Here is a 15,364-nt window from a genome sequence, read left to right as displayed (position 1 = left end):
ACAGCAAAATTATCAGGAAAGCTCCTTACTATCAGATGATCTAGGAGCCTTTTTTATAGCGAGTCTGTGGTTTGGCTAAGCCACTATCAAAAATGGGGTGGATACTTAAAAGTCATAGCCATAGGAGACCATGTAAGAGACGGGAGCTCCGTAGCCAATAGAATTAATGCCGGATGTCCCATCCGTAGAACCTAGATAGTATTTTTCATCGAAGAGGTTATAGGCATTAAATTGCACACGGTGTTTACCCATTTGATAAGACACCATGGCGTTAACTGTGGTGTAATCACCTAATGCCACAGCCTCATTATTGCCAGCGTAGCGGTCACCAACATATTTCACACTCCCCCCCAAGCGCCAAGCATCATCAAGTTGATAAGTGGTTCCTAAAGAAATCAGGTGATTCGGTACATCGTTTGGTTTTTTACCCGTATTGAGATCTTTGGCATCGAGATAGGTGTAACTGGCGGTGGCACTCAACTGTTTGGTTAACTGTCCACGCATTTCCAACTCTAAGCCATTATGGCGTTCACGGTTTTTACTGGTGATGAAACCATTAGCATCCGTTTGTGGTTGCTCCTGATCAATTTGGAAAACGGCGGCATTGAACATCAAGGCGTCATCAAGCAGGTAAGCTTTTAGTCCGATTTCTTTTAATTTAGAGGAGAAGAGTGCCGCCAGCTTAGGGTTCAAAAAGCTCCCGCCATAAGGCAACTGCCAGGATTTGGCTAACGTGGTGTACGCGGAAAGGTTATTGGTTATACGATAAACGGCCCCCACACGATAACTGGTTTTGTCATCGCTGTTGCTTGACGACACATCCGTTGCCATGACTTTCTGATCCAAAGCCATATGGTCTTGACGAACATTCCCAGTGAACGACCAATCCCCTAGCGTGATAATATCTTGCACATACACACCAAAGGTTTTGGTGGTATTCTCGCGAAAGGCCGGAAAGCCTGGACTTACCACGCTCTGGGCGACAGGGTTATCGATACTTTTAGCGGGTAGACTTTGACTACGTAAATTCAAGTCAATGTCTATTTGATTATAATCTGCACCAAACAAAAATTGCTGGTTGCCCACATTCCATTTCAATTCCGATTGTAAGGTCATAGTGGTACGCGGATCGTAGCCAAAATCGTTTACCGTTTGTGCCACCGTGTTAGTACTGCTAACGGGCGCCGTGGTTTGTCGGGTACCTTGTTGTTTTAGCGTTACACGGTTATAGGCAACGCGGTTGTTCCATACCACATCAGACCCAAATCGAAGCTCATCGTCTATCGCAAGACGGACGCTATCGGATTTCTGATAGTCGTTCGAGCTACCAAAAAACGTATGGCGAGGCACATCAACAGGCTTCCCATTGCGTGAAGGAATGCCTCGATAGGGAACCAGGTTTTGGTGAGTAATTTCCACATCCATATTGATGGTATGGTCGTCGGAAGGGTGGAATTGAAAGGTTGGAGCGATAAAGTAGTCTTTCAAATCCACGTTATCAACGAAGCTGTTCGCACGACGTACTTCCACATTGATACGAGCATTCACGGTATCAGTAAGCTTGGTAGAACGGTCAACCGAACCAACCACTTTGTCATGGCTGCCATACCCTAGATTTAGATGGGTAAAGTCTTTCCCATTGGCGCGTTTCGTGACTAAGTTGATAATGCCACCCGCCGAACCTCGCCCATAAAGGGCACCTGCTGGGCCTTTTACCACCTCAACTCGCTCTACATTGGCTAAGCTGCGATACGACTGTAAGTTGCCATCATCGCGTAAGCCATCGCGATATATATCACGAATGGCATCAAAGCCTCGAATCACGAATTGATCTCGGCTTCCTTCTCCCAGAGTGTTGTTCACTCCAGCAATGCCATCCAGCGCATCAACCAACTTCAGCGCACCACGATCCTTCATTTCGGTGTCTGTCACAACAGATACAGATTGTGGAACATCCAACCATTCAGCATCAGATTTACTGCCAGAGGTGGGTAATTCTTGGGCATAACCCTTATAAGCTTGAACCGTTATAGGAATAACTGCAGAGGAAGCCGACTTCTTATCTTCAACAGGAGGATCATCCTGAGCAAATGCAGTAAGAGGCACGCAGGAAATAGACAGAGCAAGTGAAGTCATAAGACAGGGGGTTATCTTCATTTATACTTTCCATCCATAGTCATTAAAAAATTAACGCGAATGAGAACACATATCATTAATATTTTCAAATAAGAAACATTCCCGAAAACTGATACCTCTTAGCCCCTATTCAAGAGAAGACATCAATAGAGATGCGGTGAAATGAAGACAAAAACTTTACATGAAAATGATTATCAATACTATTTACAACACAAAAAGATTCTGTAGCATGCCCCTTGGTAGGAGAGAGCCAAAGTAAACAGTTCCCTGTTTTAGATATTCATCAAAAAGAAAGGAATCAGCTCAAATGAAAGCGAAAATAATCATCAGCCATGTCGTTAACGATGCTGCTACCCACGGTTTTGTGCCAGCAGCCAATGCTCTTAATGGCATGACAGTACTCATTACCGATCACAAGTTTGATCACCTGCAATTGGCAGCCACAGACAACCGTTTCACCCCCGATTTAATTTTAGAGTGCGATGTGTTTAATCCTCTCGACATCATTGACACGATTGTTAATCAGGGTCTCAATCCACAACTTGTTTTTAGTAATAGTGACCACTTACAAACTTCAACAGCCATTGTTGCCGAGTTTTTTCATTTACCAGCAAAATCTTGGCAAACCTGCCTAAAGGCCAAAAACAAACATCTCACACGACAGCACCTCAGTGTTCTTGGCTTACCCAGTGTCGCTAGTTGGCTGCTCACCACAGACAGTGCATTGCCTGCGGATCTTACTTTTCCCTTGGTCGCCAAGCCGAAGGAAGGCGTGGCCAGTATGGATGTGACACGCTGTAATAACGAAGAGGAGCTAAATCAATATTGCAAACAGTATTGGCAGAAACATGCTAATACCGCCATTTTGTTAGAAAGCTATATTGAAGGCCCATTAATCACCATTGAAACCTTGGGGGACGGTAAACAGCTGATTCCCATTGGAGGGTTTGATGTGTCATTAAGCCAACCACCTCATTTTATTGAAACCGCTGCTACCTGGAATGGTCCACTCAGTCAGCGTTATCAAGCTCAGTGTTTAACCCAGCTAGCCGCTTTTGGCATTGGCTTCGGGGTCTGCCACAGTGAATTTATCATTAGTAATGAGGGGCCCATTTTAGTCGAAATTAATTATCGCAGTATTGGTGATGGTCGCGAGTTCTTACTCGACCGCTTAGCGCCATACTCTTGGTTCGAAACCATTCTTAAACTGCATCAAGGGCATCCGCTTCCTGAGCACGCCACCATTAATGGCTCTGCCCACATTCATTATGTGGTGGCCGAGCAAGATGGCATAGTGTCAGAACTGCCAGAATCGTTCCAACGCCAACAAGACGATATTCAAATACACTATCAAGTTTTAAAAAAGGCGGGAGAGAAGCTGACATTAAGCCATTCCAACAAAGACTATCTAGCACGTTTATCCCTTTACTCTCCATCCGGTCAATCTCTGTCCGCAGCCCTTGAAAAAACATTGGATAACGTTCATGTCAGTTTAGAAAAGGAGGCTGTGGCATGAAACCCAACGCCAGCAATGCGTATTTCACCCAGCGGCTCATTGATACTTGCTTAAGAGAAAATCTATTTTCGCTGGTCTCTTCAGGGCGGCTGGTTAATCAGTTACCAAGTCAGCTGCTAAATGCCTCCCTGGAAGGTACAGAATGTCAAGCATGGCTTGTCATGGGTACTGCTCAAAGTAAGGTATATTTACCGGTTGCATCTACGAACTATATGCAAGTTTGGCGCTATGTCGGTAACGCTTGGCTAGAGCAAACAGATGAAGCTATCAGTATCAAGCATTCCTACCAAGATTGGATTCAATGGTTAAAACAAGGTCAAAACGAAGACTCAAAAGCCCTGTTAGAGCATTATTTACAGGAGCTGGACTGCGCCTCGTCACAAAGTGTTCTTTGTCAAAAAGCCTTTGAATCACAGCAAAACCGTCTGATGCAACCCATTGCTAGCTTGTCCTCTTGGCATGAGAAGGCCCTGTTAGCCGACCAAATCGCCTCCTATTTAGACCACCCTTATTATCCAAGTGCCCGGGCTAAGTTTGGCTTTAGCGAACAAGATCTACAAACCTATGCACCGGAGTTTGCTCCACATTTTTCACTGAATTGGCTTGCTATAGATCGCCAGATAGCAACGCTTACCAGTGAACCTCCAGCGTGCTGGCCCAGCATGACAGACGTGGGTCTAACGGGGTTAGAGGATTGTGTATTGTTTCCAGTGCATCCGATGACTTTTGCTAACTTGGGCGACCTACCGGATGGCGTGATCAAAGCCCCTAAGACCTTCCTGGACGTGACACCCACGCTATCCGTCAGAACGGTCAGCGTTGATCACATGCCAGACGTACATATCAAAATGCCACTTATGATGCGTACTCTGGGCAGTAAAAACCTTCGCTTAGTCAAACCATCTACCCTTTACGATGGCCATTGGTTTGCCACACTGCTAACACATTTGGCTAAGATCGACACGGATCTGTCTGGAACCTATACCCATTGCCAAGAAAAACATGGTGGGCACTTGGGAAACAACGCACTGTTTACCTATATTGTTCGTCAGTATCCGGCTCAGGAAGTGACAGACAAAACACTCGTTCCGGTCGCAGCACTGGCCTCACCCATGCCAGATAAACGCTTATTTTTAGAGCATTTAGTGGATCAATATTATCAATCCGATAGTCTGGCTTGGTTCACCGACTATGTTGCGTTGCTTAATCGAATTCATCTTACTCTCTGGTTACGATATGGCATTGCTTTGGAGAGTAATCAGCAAAATGCCATTTTAGCCTTCGATCGCAACGGCACCATGACCATGGTAATGAAGGATAACGATGCAGCAAGAATCTGGCCCCAGCGTTTTCAAGCCTTCGCCAGCAGTGTGCCTGTTTCCTGTGATGCGTTATTAGATAAACGTATTCTTGTCGACAATGAACTCGCTTTAGGGCAGATGTACAGCACTATTACCTTACAGCTGGACATTGCCGCCATTGTTGAAGCCATGGGGCAGGCTGGTCTTGCTGAAACTGCCGATTTATATCAAATCGTACAACAATCGGTTGACCATCGGATAAAGGTGTTAGAGCAGAGCGGTTGCCCTAGCCTGTTTGCTAGACAATTGTTATTGGAAGACGAAACGCTCTATGCCAAATACCTACTTAGCTCTGGCAGCTTACTCTCTAAGCAAACCTCAGGGGCAACGGATATCAATAAATTCTATGGTAAAACGGCGCCTAACTTTCTTAAACAATACCATCGACTCTCGGAGTCATTAGAGCATCCTAAGACAGAAATCCAGTCGGTCCACAAAAAGGGAACAGAATGTCTGTCAATCGACTGATCTATAGCGTTTTATTCTGTCACTTTATTGCGGCAATGGCCGCCCTAGGCATGCCGTTGTTTCTACCTTATGTGTTACCAACACTAAGCGGCCATACACTAAACGACCATAGTGGCATCGAGTGGGCAGGGGTACTCTTTATCCTCCCCACCTTGTGTACAGCATTGGCCGCTCGTTTTTGGGGACACTTTGCCGATCGACATGGACGACGCCTGTCTCTATTAAGAGCACAGCTTGGCTTGGCATGTGGTTTTTTACTCTGTGGCCTGGCAGACAGTGTTACCACCTTTATCGTTGGGCTGATGGTTCAAGGAACCTTTGGCGGCGCCATGGCCGCATCCAATGGTTATCTGGCAACACAAGTTAAAGAACGGGCATTATTGGCTAAAACGCTCAACAAAACCCAATTATCCGCCCGCCTTGCCCTTGTGGTGGCACCGATCAGTTTGGGCGGCATACTCGTGTATATTCGCCCCTTAGATGCTTATCTCTATCTGACGGTGCTACCACTCATAGCATTGGTCATAACACTTATGCTGCCTAATGACACAGCCAAGGCGATAACCAACAGCCCTCAGTCATTGTCATCCATGTCTAAAATCCCAGCCAAACGCTGTGCGAAGGAACAGACAAACCTTCCTCTTCAACCAACGTCTCTATGGCCGCTGTATGTATTACAGTTCTTATTTGCTTTCTCGATGGTCGTCACATTTCCCTATTTTTCAGTCTTTGCCCATTCTCATGGTTTCACCAGTCAAATATGGATCGGCTTGCTATATGCGTTGCCACATATGGTGTATTTACTGATCGCAGGGCAAGCCCATCGGCTCAAGCAAGCGTCAAAACAGACAATTACTCTAGGCTTTGCCATCTTGTCTTTAGCTTGCTTGCTGCATTTGGTTCCAAGTGTGACGGTATTTGTCTTCGCCAGAGTGCTATTTGGCCTTGCCATGGTATTTTGCTTTCAAGGCCTACATAAAACACTCGCTGAAAGCTTCGATCCCAACGCCAGCGGAAAAGTCTTTTCTACTTTTGATGCCATGGCTAAGTGGGGTGGGGTATTGGCAGGGTTAAGTGCGGCGTATGTGGCGAGTCATGACACAATGACAAGTATTTTCATCCTCGCCACCAGTGCAAGCGGGGCTGCTTTAGTGTTATCGCAGGCTCGTTTACAAATGTCATCCCCACAGCCTGTCAAGGCAAAACAAACAGATTCACCACACACAACTATTTCACCTTCTTCTGAAAAAGGAGCAAGCACACGATGAGCTTATCCATAAAAGCCGCTCAGGCATTAAATCACGAACAGGTACAGCGTCAATCCATTACGGGAATCTTAAATTGTTATTTACGAGAATACGCTATTCCCCATCATCAGGTCACTTGGCAAGCCAAGGAAGCAAGATTGCCATTAACCCTTCGCCGTTTTTCCGCATACCCAGTTCTGGTTATTCACTTTCCAGAACTACGTGCCGAAATAGCCATCAAAGTGGCTTATCTTAGTGCTATCGGTAAAGCTCAATTTGTCGGCCGTCCCTGGCTGAAATGCGAGGGAAGTGGCTGGAAAGGGCTTAATGCGCAAAGCACGTTACAATGGCTGCTACATTCTTTGAGTATCGCCCTGCATATCGACTTTAATCAGGAACTGATGGCGCAACTAAAAAACAGCTTAGCCATCACTGAACGCTTTATTGGAGCAAATTTACCCAATGAAAACCAACCCTTGGTCGATATGGGGCCGCCACGCAATGCCTTTATTGATTCAGAACAGTCGTTATTGTGGGGACATGCTTTTCATCCCACACCCAAAAGTCGAACAGGGGTCCCTATGGATCAAATGCAAGCCTGTTCACCAGAAGTCGGCGCAAAGGTTGCATTGTTTTGGTTTAAAGTACGACAGGACTTGTTTGTCACACAAGGCACCATTAGCAAAGACAAGCACCCACTAATGGCCCTCAAGCCACTTCAACCATCCCAAAATACAAACAGTTACCCTCCACAGTATCAACACGGTCATAATACCGCCGATGGTTACCTTCTGTACCCATGCCATCCTTGGGAAGCGCATACTCTGCTAAAAAACCCATTAGTTAAGCAAGCCATTGAGAGTGAACATATTATTGTATTGGGGCAGGGAGGTAAAACGCTCCTTCCCACCTCATCCGTCAGAACCCTTTACCATCCCAAGCTTCCTTGGTTTACCAAGTTTTCCATCAATGTGCGGCTAACCAATTGCATCCGTAAAAATGCTTGGTATGAGTTAGACAGTGCCGTGCAATTGACTCAGATACTCAAACCCATTCGAGATAAAGAACAGCTTTGCAATCCGCTGTTTAAAGTCATGGTGGAACCTTTCGCCACCACTCTCGACCTCTCCTCGCTTGCGTCGCCAGAACAAGATAACTACGTCATCCAAGCAAAAGAATCCTTTGGTATTTTATACCGCGAGAATTTCCATTCAGATGAGATCGACATTGTTGAACCCACCCTTGCTGCGGCTCTATTTACCTACGATAAACAGGGTAACAGTCAAATCAGCAAGCGTATTAAAGAAAAAGCACAGCAAGCTAACCAGCCTTATCAAGGCATTGCTCGTCTCTGGTTTGAACGCTATACCACCTGTTTATTACCCGGCGTATTTAACTACTTTTTCAAACACGGAGTAGCGTTTGAGCCTCACTTACAGAACACCTTGATCGGTTTTGATGAAGGTTTGCCTTGCTGTGTCTATGTTCGTGACCTAGAAGGGACTAAATTATTACCGAATTATTGGCCCATGGAAAAACTGTCATCATTATCTGAGCGAGCACAGCAATCTGTCTATTACTCTCGAGAGGCTGGATGGCGCCGTATTGGCTATTGCACACTCATCAATAACCTCAGCGAAGCCATTTTCCATCTCGCCGATGGTGACAATGCGCTTGAGATGCTGTTGTGGGAAGAACTTCTCAATCAGCTAAAAAAATGGCAAACCATCAATGGAGAGCAACCAGAAATCAATGCCCTAATTTCGGGTGGCAGCCTCCCCAGCAAGAACAACTTCACTACACGCTTAATGAAAAAAGCGGATAGAGAATCAGACTACACCCAAATTCTTTCCCCTTGGCGTCACCAACGAGCAGAGACAAGAGGCAGTGTTGCACCATGACGAGCTATTCTATTTCTTCTAACCTGGAATCCCACATCCATCGACTCGCAACTCAGCAGCCAGATGATCCGCTGTGTGCTTATTTATATGACTTGGGCTCACTCAGCACACGCATCCAAGAAATGGTGGCGACACTGCCGCCTAATGTATCTTTGTTTTACGCTGCCAAGGCGAATCCCATGCCAGAAATACTGACGACACTCGCACCTTTTGTCGCAGGCTTCGAAGCCGCCTCAGGTGGCGAGTTAATGCATTTAGCACAACAAAATACACACAAGCCTTTGATCTTTGGCGGACCTGGCAAGCTTAATAGCGAACTGAAAACCGCCCTTGAACACAATGTCGATGCCATCCATGTGGAAAGCATTACGGAGCTAAAACGGCTTGAAGCACTCGCAAATGCTCTAGATCTGGTCGCTCCAGTCTATCTGCGGATGAACATTGATATTGGCGACATCACCTTGAGTAAATTGGCCATGGGTGGCAAACCTACACCTTTCGGCTTAGACGAGGAAGATCTAAACGATGCCCTGACGCTTATCAAACGCACAGATCGCATTCGTCTAAACGGCTTCCATTTTCATTTAATGTCGCATCAATTGGAGACAGAGCGTCACATTGCCTTGATACAAGGTTACTTTAATAAAGTGAAACAATGGCAAGCTGTCTACCAACTGGATGCGATGGGTATCAATCTAGGTGGTGGTATGGGAATCAACTACCTTGAGCCAGGAAAAGACTTTGATTGGCCTACCTTTTGCCAGCAACTGCAGCACTTAATTGTTAACGAGGGAATGGAAAGCGTACCATTGCGTTTTGAGTGTGGCCGCTTTATTAGCGCTCCTTGTGGTTATTATGCAATGGAAGTTATTGATATTAAAAAGAACTTAGGCGAGTACTTCGCTATATGTCGGGGCGGTACTCATCACTTTCGAACCCCAGCCGCACAAGGGCATGATCACCCATTCATTGTTGTCCCTCACCAGAAGGCAACCGACAGCACACACGCAGAGCATGCTATCAATAACTCACTGGTGAACGAGCGGATTAGCATTGTTGGGCAGCTCTGTACGCCAAAAGACATTCTCGCTAGGCAACAGCTTGTACAAGAGTTAAAAATCGGCGATTACGTTGTTTTCACATTAGCCGGTGCTTACGCTTGGAACATTTCTCATCAAGCTTTCTTAATGCATCCTGAGCCAAGCTTTTACTTTTTTAATCATCCGTCACCATAACAAACTTGCGCCCTTATTATTCCCAAATGAAAGCGAACAAATAAGGGCACAATACCCATGCTAAGCGAATAGTGGTTAGTCGAATTTAGTGGTTGTTTTGAAGGATCTCTTGCAAATTCTGAGCAATGCTTTCAGCGGCGAAGATGCCTCGATTCAATGACCATATTTGAGGTGAAACAGCAATAACATGATGATGCTTCACCGCTTTGAGCAAAGCGTATAATGGTTGACTGCGCCAGTCATCTAACACCGTGTGATCCCCATAAGCACCGACCAACAACCACTCAGGATTGATTTTTAGTAACAGTTCTAGGCTTGCTGGTAAGTAAGGAGAACGCGTTTCATCGTCGATGGCACTGGTAATACCTAGTTTTTTTAGTACGCCGCCAGCATATGAGGTTGGACCATGCAGCCATACGCCTCGGGAGCTAGCAATGGCAAATTGCACCGTTCCAATTGTACCCATTTTTTTAAATATTTCTCGATATGTATCCATAAGTGCTTCATGCTTATGGAGACTTTGCTGCATTTCCTGGCGCTTATTGACGACTATGCCAATTTTTTCAGCTGATTCTAAGTTTTCTTGGTAGCTTTCCCCACGGCTTTTTAGTAATAAAGTCGGAGCAATGTTACTAAGACTGTCGTAAATAGAGGCATGCCGTTCAGAATCGGCAATGATCAAGTCCGGCTTTAACGCAGCGATTTCTTCCAAACTGGGTTGAGAACGCATACCAAGAGAAACCCAAGGTTTTAGATGGTTCCTGACTCGGGGTAGCAAATCATCCGGGTGGTTATCATCCGCAATCCCCACAGGCGAAAGCCCTACATTGACGAGGGCATCCACAAAAGAAAATTCCAATACCACGATACGCTTAGGTGTGCCTTGAATGGTAAAAGTCCCCCGTTCGTCTTGTACGCTTCGCTCAGCCCATACAGGCAAAGCAAAACCAATGCTTAACAAGGTAAAGAAAGACAGGCAACGACGAAACAACATGTTTGCTACTCTTATTTTATGGCCACTTCCGATTTTAGAACGGCTGTTTTCGGTAGCTCACATCATAATAACAAAGAGAATGACAATCAATTTCAAATGAGAAGATAAGAGTACTCGGTTTTTCATCTCCTCTTTCTTTAAGTGAGTCAGTTAAGTCACCTTGCTCGAATAGGCTCATTGTTTGAAACACATCAAACATTGAATTGATAGCTTGCCCTTTTTTCTCTTCTTGCCTTTACCTACTATCGAAACATGCGATTGAGTTCTAGTACTCAGTAAAACCACCAGCATGTGACCAAATTTGGAGTTCATGATGCAAGTAGAGTTAACCCAAGCTTCATTGCTTAAAAGCCATTCCTACATCAATGGCGAGTGGGTTGCCGCACAATCAGGCAATACCTTTGCAATTACCAATCCATCAAATGGTCAGCATCTTATCGATGTTGCCGACCTAGGTGCCGATGAAACAAATGCTGCAGTAGAAGCGGCCAATAAAGCATTGAAAGGTTGGCAAGCACTTACTGCAAAGGAACGCGCCACACTATTGCGTCGCTGGAACCAACTGATTCTAGACAACCAAGATGACCTCGCCAAACTGATGACCTTAGAGCAGGGAAAACCCTTAGCGGAAGCAAAAGGAGAAGTGGCGTATGGTGCCTCTTTTATTGATTGGTTTGCTGATGAAGCGCGCCGTTTAAATGGTGATGTGATTCCCACCTATGCCAAAGACAAGCGTGTTTTAACCATTAAGCAAGGCATTGGTGTGGTCGCGGCGATTACGCCTTGGAACTTCCCCATCGCCATGATCACCCGTAAAGCCGGCCCAGCGTTGGCGGCTGGTTGTACCATTGTCATTAAACCTTCTGACGAAACACCTCTGTGCGCTTTGGCGCTAGCGGAACTGGCCCATCAAGCAGGCATCCCCGCTGGTGTATTAAATGTGGTGGTCGGCAAAGATGCGAAAGCCATCGGTGGTGTCTTAACAAGCCATCCTACGGTGCGGAAATTGTCTTTCACAGGCTCAACCCCTGTTGGCAAATTGCTGTTATCTCAGTGCGCTCAAACGGTGAAGCGTACTTCAATGGAATTGGGTGGTAACGCGCCTTTTATCGTCTTTGACGATGCCGATCTGGATGCAGCGGTAGAAGGAGCCATTGCCTCTAAATACCGTAACGCCGGACAAACCTGCGTTTGTGCCAACCGCATCTTGGTGCAAGAAGGCGTGTACGAGGCGTTTGCCGACAAACTGGCCAAACGTGTTGCTAGCTTTAAAACTGGAGATGGTTTTGGCGAGGGCGTGAATATTGGTCCTTTGATCAACGCCGCTGCCATTGAAAAAGTGGAAGCCTTAGTCAGTAACGCCATTGAAAAAGGCGCAAAAACGCTGATTGGCGGTTCAAAAGCCAGCACGATCGGTACACAGTTCTTTGAGCCCACCATTTTAACTGACGTAACCGAAGACATGGACATCTTCTCCAATGAGATCTTTGGTCCAGTGGCACCATTGTTTAAATTTAAAACCGAAGAAGAAGCCGTTGCCATGGCAAACAATACCCCATTTGGCTTGGCATCTTACTTCTATTCTCAAAATATCGGTCGTATTTGGCGTGTGTCTGAAGCTTTGGAATACGGCATGGTTGGCATCAACGAAGGCATTATCTCGACGGAAGTAGCGCCATTTGGTGGGGTTAAAGAGTCCGGTAGTGGCCGCGAAGGGTCCCAATACGGTATCGACGAATACGTTGAAATCAAATACTTGTGCATGGGCGGCTTGGCGTAAGGGATTCCTTAACTCAACTAGGCTTATCTCAACTCACTTGTATCTCAATTAAGAACAAGCGGTGCGATGACGCTACCGCTTTATGTACATAACGTAGAGCATGCTCTAAAGGTGAAGACAAAATGAAAAACGCAGATTTACAAAAACGCAAAGAAAGTGCGATTGCTCGTGGTCAAGGCAACATGGCCCCTTTGTATGTTGACCGAGCTTTAAACGCAGAAATCTGGGACGTAGAAGGCAAACGCCATATTGATTTCGGCGCAGGTATTGCGGTAGTAAACACAGGCCACAATCACCCGAAAGTGAAAGCTGCGGTCCAAGCCCAGCTAGAACGCTTCACCCACACTTGTGTGATGGTCAGCCCGTATGAATCCGCAGTTGCCTTGGCCGAAAAACTCAATGCAGCGGCACCTGGTAATACACCGAAAAAATCCATCTTCGTTACCACTGGTGCCGAAGCGGTCGAGAACTGCGTGAAAATCGCTCGTGCTTATACAGGGCGTCCTGGCATCATTGCGTTCAACGGTGGCTTCCATGGTCGTACTAACATGACCATGGGATTAACAGGCAAGGTCAACCCATATAAAATTGGTTTTGGTCCTTTCCCAAGCGATATTTACCATATTCCTTTCCCAAATGAGTATTTGGGCATTACTGAAGAGCAAGCACTTGCTGACCTTCAAATGCGCTTTACATGCGATATTGAACCTTCTCGAGTGGCGGCGATTATCATCGAGCCTGTACAAGGTGAAGGGGGCTTCTACCCAGCATCAGCCAGTTTCCTACAATCACTACGTAAGCTGTGTGATGACCACGGTATTTTGCTGATCCTTGATGAAATTCAAGCAGGCTTTGCCCGTACTGGTACCATGTTCTGCCACGAACAAGCAGGCATCGAAGCTGACCTTATGACTACTGCAAAAGGCATCGCAGGTGGCTTCCCACTGGCGGCCGTTGTCGGTAAAGCAGACATTATGGATGCACCGATCCCTGGCGGCCTAGGCGGTACATACGGTGGTTCTCCTGTGGGTTGTGCCGCAGGTCTTGCCGTATTTGAAGCAATCGAAGAAGAAAACCTCTGTGACCGCGCAAAACAAATCGGAGCACACTTTGCAGAGCATCTAACCGCTCTGCAAGCAGAATATCCACAAATCATCGGCGACGTTCGTCATGTTGGTGCCATGATCGCCGTGGAATTCGTACAAGATGGGGATGTGAACAAACCTTACCCTGAGCTTGCTAAAAAACTCTCTGCTAAAGCAGGAGAAAACGGTTTGATACTGCTTTCTTGTGGTATTCGCGGTAACGTGATTCGCTTCCTACCAGCGTTAACGATTGAAACCAGCATCATTGACGAAGGCATGGAAATCTTCAAACGCTGCTTTAAAGAGCTGGTTTAACAACCCATAAGATCACCCTTCAAAACGCTGTTCTGAACCATCGGAGCAGCGTTTTTTTATGCTCGACATAATGCTCACTCCATCAATAACGTACAAATAGAATGAGCTCATCTATTTGTGCGAATTTCTAGGACTAAGTGTGTCCTTATAAGTCACGACTTTTTGCTCTGTCATCAATGTTTCACCGTCGTGACTTCATTCTGTCACTTACATTTTATTACATTGTTCGTCTATTCCTTACTACTCTTACGCCATTTGGAGATCAAAACGCTTATGAAAAAGCTGATGTTTGCCGCCAGCGCTATTGCTGTGCTCAGTAGCCAACTAACCTTTGCCTCATCGTCCATTCCAGCCGAATTGATAAAAAAAGCCCAGCAAGAAGGCGAGGTAGTCAGTGTGGGGATGCCTGATAGCTGGGCTAACTGGAAAGAAACGTGGCAAGACTTAAAAACTAAATATGGTATCCAACATCAAGATACTGACATGAGTTCAGCACAAGAAATCGCGCGTTTTGCCTCTGAAAAAAACCATGCAACGGCAGATATTGGTGACATTGGTTTTGGCTTTGCCAAAATTGCCAAGCAGAAAAACATTCTGCTGCCTTATAAACCCACCACTTGGAACGATATTCCAAACTGGGCGAAAGATCCCGACGGTTATTGGGCAATGGGGTACACAGGTACGATTGCCTTCATTATTAATAACAAATTAGTCAAAAACATTCCCCATAGTTGGCATGATCTATTAAAAGGCCACTACCGTGTTTCCCTTGGGGATGTGGGTTCGGCAGCACAAGCCAATAACGCCATCCTAGCCTGTGCCTACGCGAATGGAGGCAGTGAAAGAAACATCGAACCCGCCTTAAAATTCTTCGCAGAATTAGCAAAACAAGGTCGTCTATCACCGAGTGAACCAAGCCTTGCCAATTTGGAAAAAGGCGAAGTAGAAGTGGGCGTCATGTGGGATTTTAACGCCTTGAATTACCGCGACAAAATTGATCGCAGCAAATTTACTGTGTTGATTCCTTCTGATGGTTCGGTGACCTCAGGCTATGTTTCTATCATTAACAAATACGCTCCCCATCCATGGGCAGCAAAATTAACACGGGAATATATCTTCTCAGATGCTGGGCAAATTAACCTAGCCCGTGGCTATGCTCGACCCATCCGTACCGATGTCAAGCTACCAGCGGATGCGAAGAATAAGCTGTTGCCTAACTCTGAGTATAAAAATGCCCACCCCATTCGTGATTTCAAAGCATGGCGCTATGTCTCTAGCCGTTTACCACAAGAGTGGCAAAGCCAAGTTATGATTTACCAACACTGA

At 45.9% G+C, this 15,364-nt stretch carries 10 protein-coding genes; 8 read left to right on the top strand and 2 right to left on the bottom strand.

Annotation, left to right across the window (positions count from 1 at the left end; all coding sequences use genetic code 11):
* Nucleotides 1-105: 105 nt before the first annotated feature.
* Nucleotides 106-2,157, bottom strand: a complete 2,052-nt coding sequence (locus AC0VYI_RS00345) for a TonB-dependent receptor (protein ID WP_475446490.1) — start codon at nt 2,155-2,157, stop codon at nt 106-108.
* A 286-nt stretch (nt 2,158-2,443) separates the two neighbouring features.
* On the opposite strand from AC0VYI_RS00345, the gene AC0VYI_RS00340 reads away from it, so the two are divergent.
* The 5 genes from AC0VYI_RS00340 to AC0VYI_RS00320 are packed head-to-tail and all read left to right on the top strand — an operon-like array spanning nt 2,444 to nt 9,864.
* Nucleotides 2,444-3,652: an ATP-grasp domain-containing protein gene (locus tag AC0VYI_RS00340; protein WP_475446488.1), complete on the top strand. Its 1,209-nt coding sequence runs from the start codon at nt 2,444-2,446 to the stop codon at nt 3,650-3,652.
* A complete protein-coding gene (locus tag AC0VYI_RS00335) occupies nt 3,649-5,481 on the top strand; it encodes an IucA/IucC family protein (RefSeq protein ID WP_475446486.1) in 1,833 nt (610 codons plus the stop codon). The genes AC0VYI_RS00340 and AC0VYI_RS00335 overlap by 4 nt, the downstream gene beginning before the upstream one ends.
* On the top strand, nt 5,463-6,749 hold the full coding sequence (locus AC0VYI_RS00330) for an MFS transporter (protein ID WP_475446484.1): 1,287 nt from the start codon (nt 5,463-5,465) through the stop codon (nt 6,747-6,749). Before AC0VYI_RS00335 ends, AC0VYI_RS00330 begins: the two co-directional genes overlap by 19 nt.
* A complete protein-coding gene (locus tag AC0VYI_RS00325) occupies nt 6,746-8,629 on the top strand; it encodes an IucA/IucC family protein (RefSeq protein WP_475446481.1) in 1,884 nt (627 codons plus the stop codon). The genes AC0VYI_RS00330 and AC0VYI_RS00325 overlap by 4 nt, the downstream gene beginning before the upstream one ends.
* Complete coding sequence (locus AC0VYI_RS00320; protein ID WP_475446480.1) at nt 8,626-9,864, top strand: type III PLP-dependent enzyme; 1,239 nt, start codon at nt 8,626-8,628, stop codon at nt 9,862-9,864. Before AC0VYI_RS00325 ends, AC0VYI_RS00320 begins: the two co-directional genes overlap by 4 nt.
* An 85-nt stretch (nt 9,865-9,949) precedes the next feature.
* Here AC0VYI_RS00320 and AC0VYI_RS00315 read toward each other — a convergent pair whose 3' ends face one another.
* Nucleotides 9,950-10,858 carry a Fe(3+) dicitrate ABC transporter substrate-binding protein gene (locus AC0VYI_RS00315; RefSeq protein ID WP_475446478.1) on the bottom strand — a complete coding sequence of 303 codons (909 nt, stop codon included), beginning with the start codon at nt 10,856-10,858 and terminating at the stop codon, nt 9,950-9,952.
* Between the two features lie 313 nt (nt 10,859-11,171).
* Between AC0VYI_RS00315 and AC0VYI_RS00310 the strand changes: the two genes are divergently transcribed.
* From AC0VYI_RS00310 to AC0VYI_RS00300, 3 genes are all read left to right on the top strand, one after another.
* Entirely contained in the window at nt 11,172-12,638 is a 1,467-nt protein-coding gene (locus AC0VYI_RS00310; protein WP_475449849.1) for an NAD-dependent succinate-semialdehyde dehydrogenase, read from the top strand.
* A 122-nt stretch (nt 12,639-12,760) separates the two neighbouring features.
* A complete protein-coding gene (gene gabT, locus AC0VYI_RS00305; protein WP_475446476.1) occupies nt 12,761-14,038 on the top strand; it encodes a 4-aminobutyrate--2-oxoglutarate transaminase in 1,278 nt (425 codons plus the stop codon).
* A 273-nt stretch (nt 14,039-14,311) separates the two neighbouring features.
* Complete coding sequence (locus tag AC0VYI_RS00300; protein ID WP_475446475.1) at nt 14,312-15,364, top strand: ABC transporter substrate-binding protein; 1,053 nt, start codon at nt 14,312-14,314, stop codon at nt 15,362-15,364.

The organism is Marinomonas sp. 63XJN7_9_ISO-PGPR-S23-217 (assembly GCF_056173515.1).
Note: the sequence above shows the minus strand (reverse complement) of the source record. Positions and strands in the feature narration are given on the sequence as shown.

Coding starts and splice junctions, on each gene's coding strand:
- AC0VYI_RS00300 (WP_475446475.1), top strand. CDS start 14,312: ATGAAAAAGCTGATGTTTGCCGCCAGCGCTATTGCTGTGCTCAGTAGC.
- AC0VYI_RS00335 (WP_475446486.1), top strand. CDS start 3,649: ATGAAACCCAACGCCAGCAATGCGTATTTCACCCAGCGGCTCATTGAT.
- AC0VYI_RS00320 (WP_475446480.1), top strand. CDS start 8,626: ATGACGAGCTATTCTATTTCTTCTAACCTGGAATCCCACATCCATCGA.
- AC0VYI_RS00345 (WP_475446490.1), bottom strand. CDS start 2,157: ATGAAGATAACCCCCTGTCTTATGACTTCACTTGCTCTGTCTATTTCC.
- AC0VYI_RS00315 (WP_475446478.1), bottom strand. CDS start 10,858: ATGTTGTTTCGTCGTTGCCTGTCTTTCTTTACCTTGTTAAGCATTGGT.
- AC0VYI_RS00325 (WP_475446481.1), top strand. CDS start 6,746: ATGAGCTTATCCATAAAAGCCGCTCAGGCATTAAATCACGAACAGGTA.
- AC0VYI_RS00330 (WP_475446484.1), top strand. CDS start 5,463: ATGTCTGTCAATCGACTGATCTATAGCGTTTTATTCTGTCACTTTATT.
- gabT (WP_475446476.1), top strand. CDS start 12,761: ATGAAAAACGCAGATTTACAAAAACGCAAAGAAAGTGCGATTGCTCGT.
- AC0VYI_RS00310 (WP_475449849.1), top strand. CDS start 11,172: ATGCAAGTAGAGTTAACCCAAGCTTCATTGCTTAAAAGCCATTCCTAC.
- AC0VYI_RS00340 (WP_475446488.1), top strand. CDS start 2,444: ATGAAAGCGAAAATAATCATCAGCCATGTCGTTAACGATGCTGCTACC.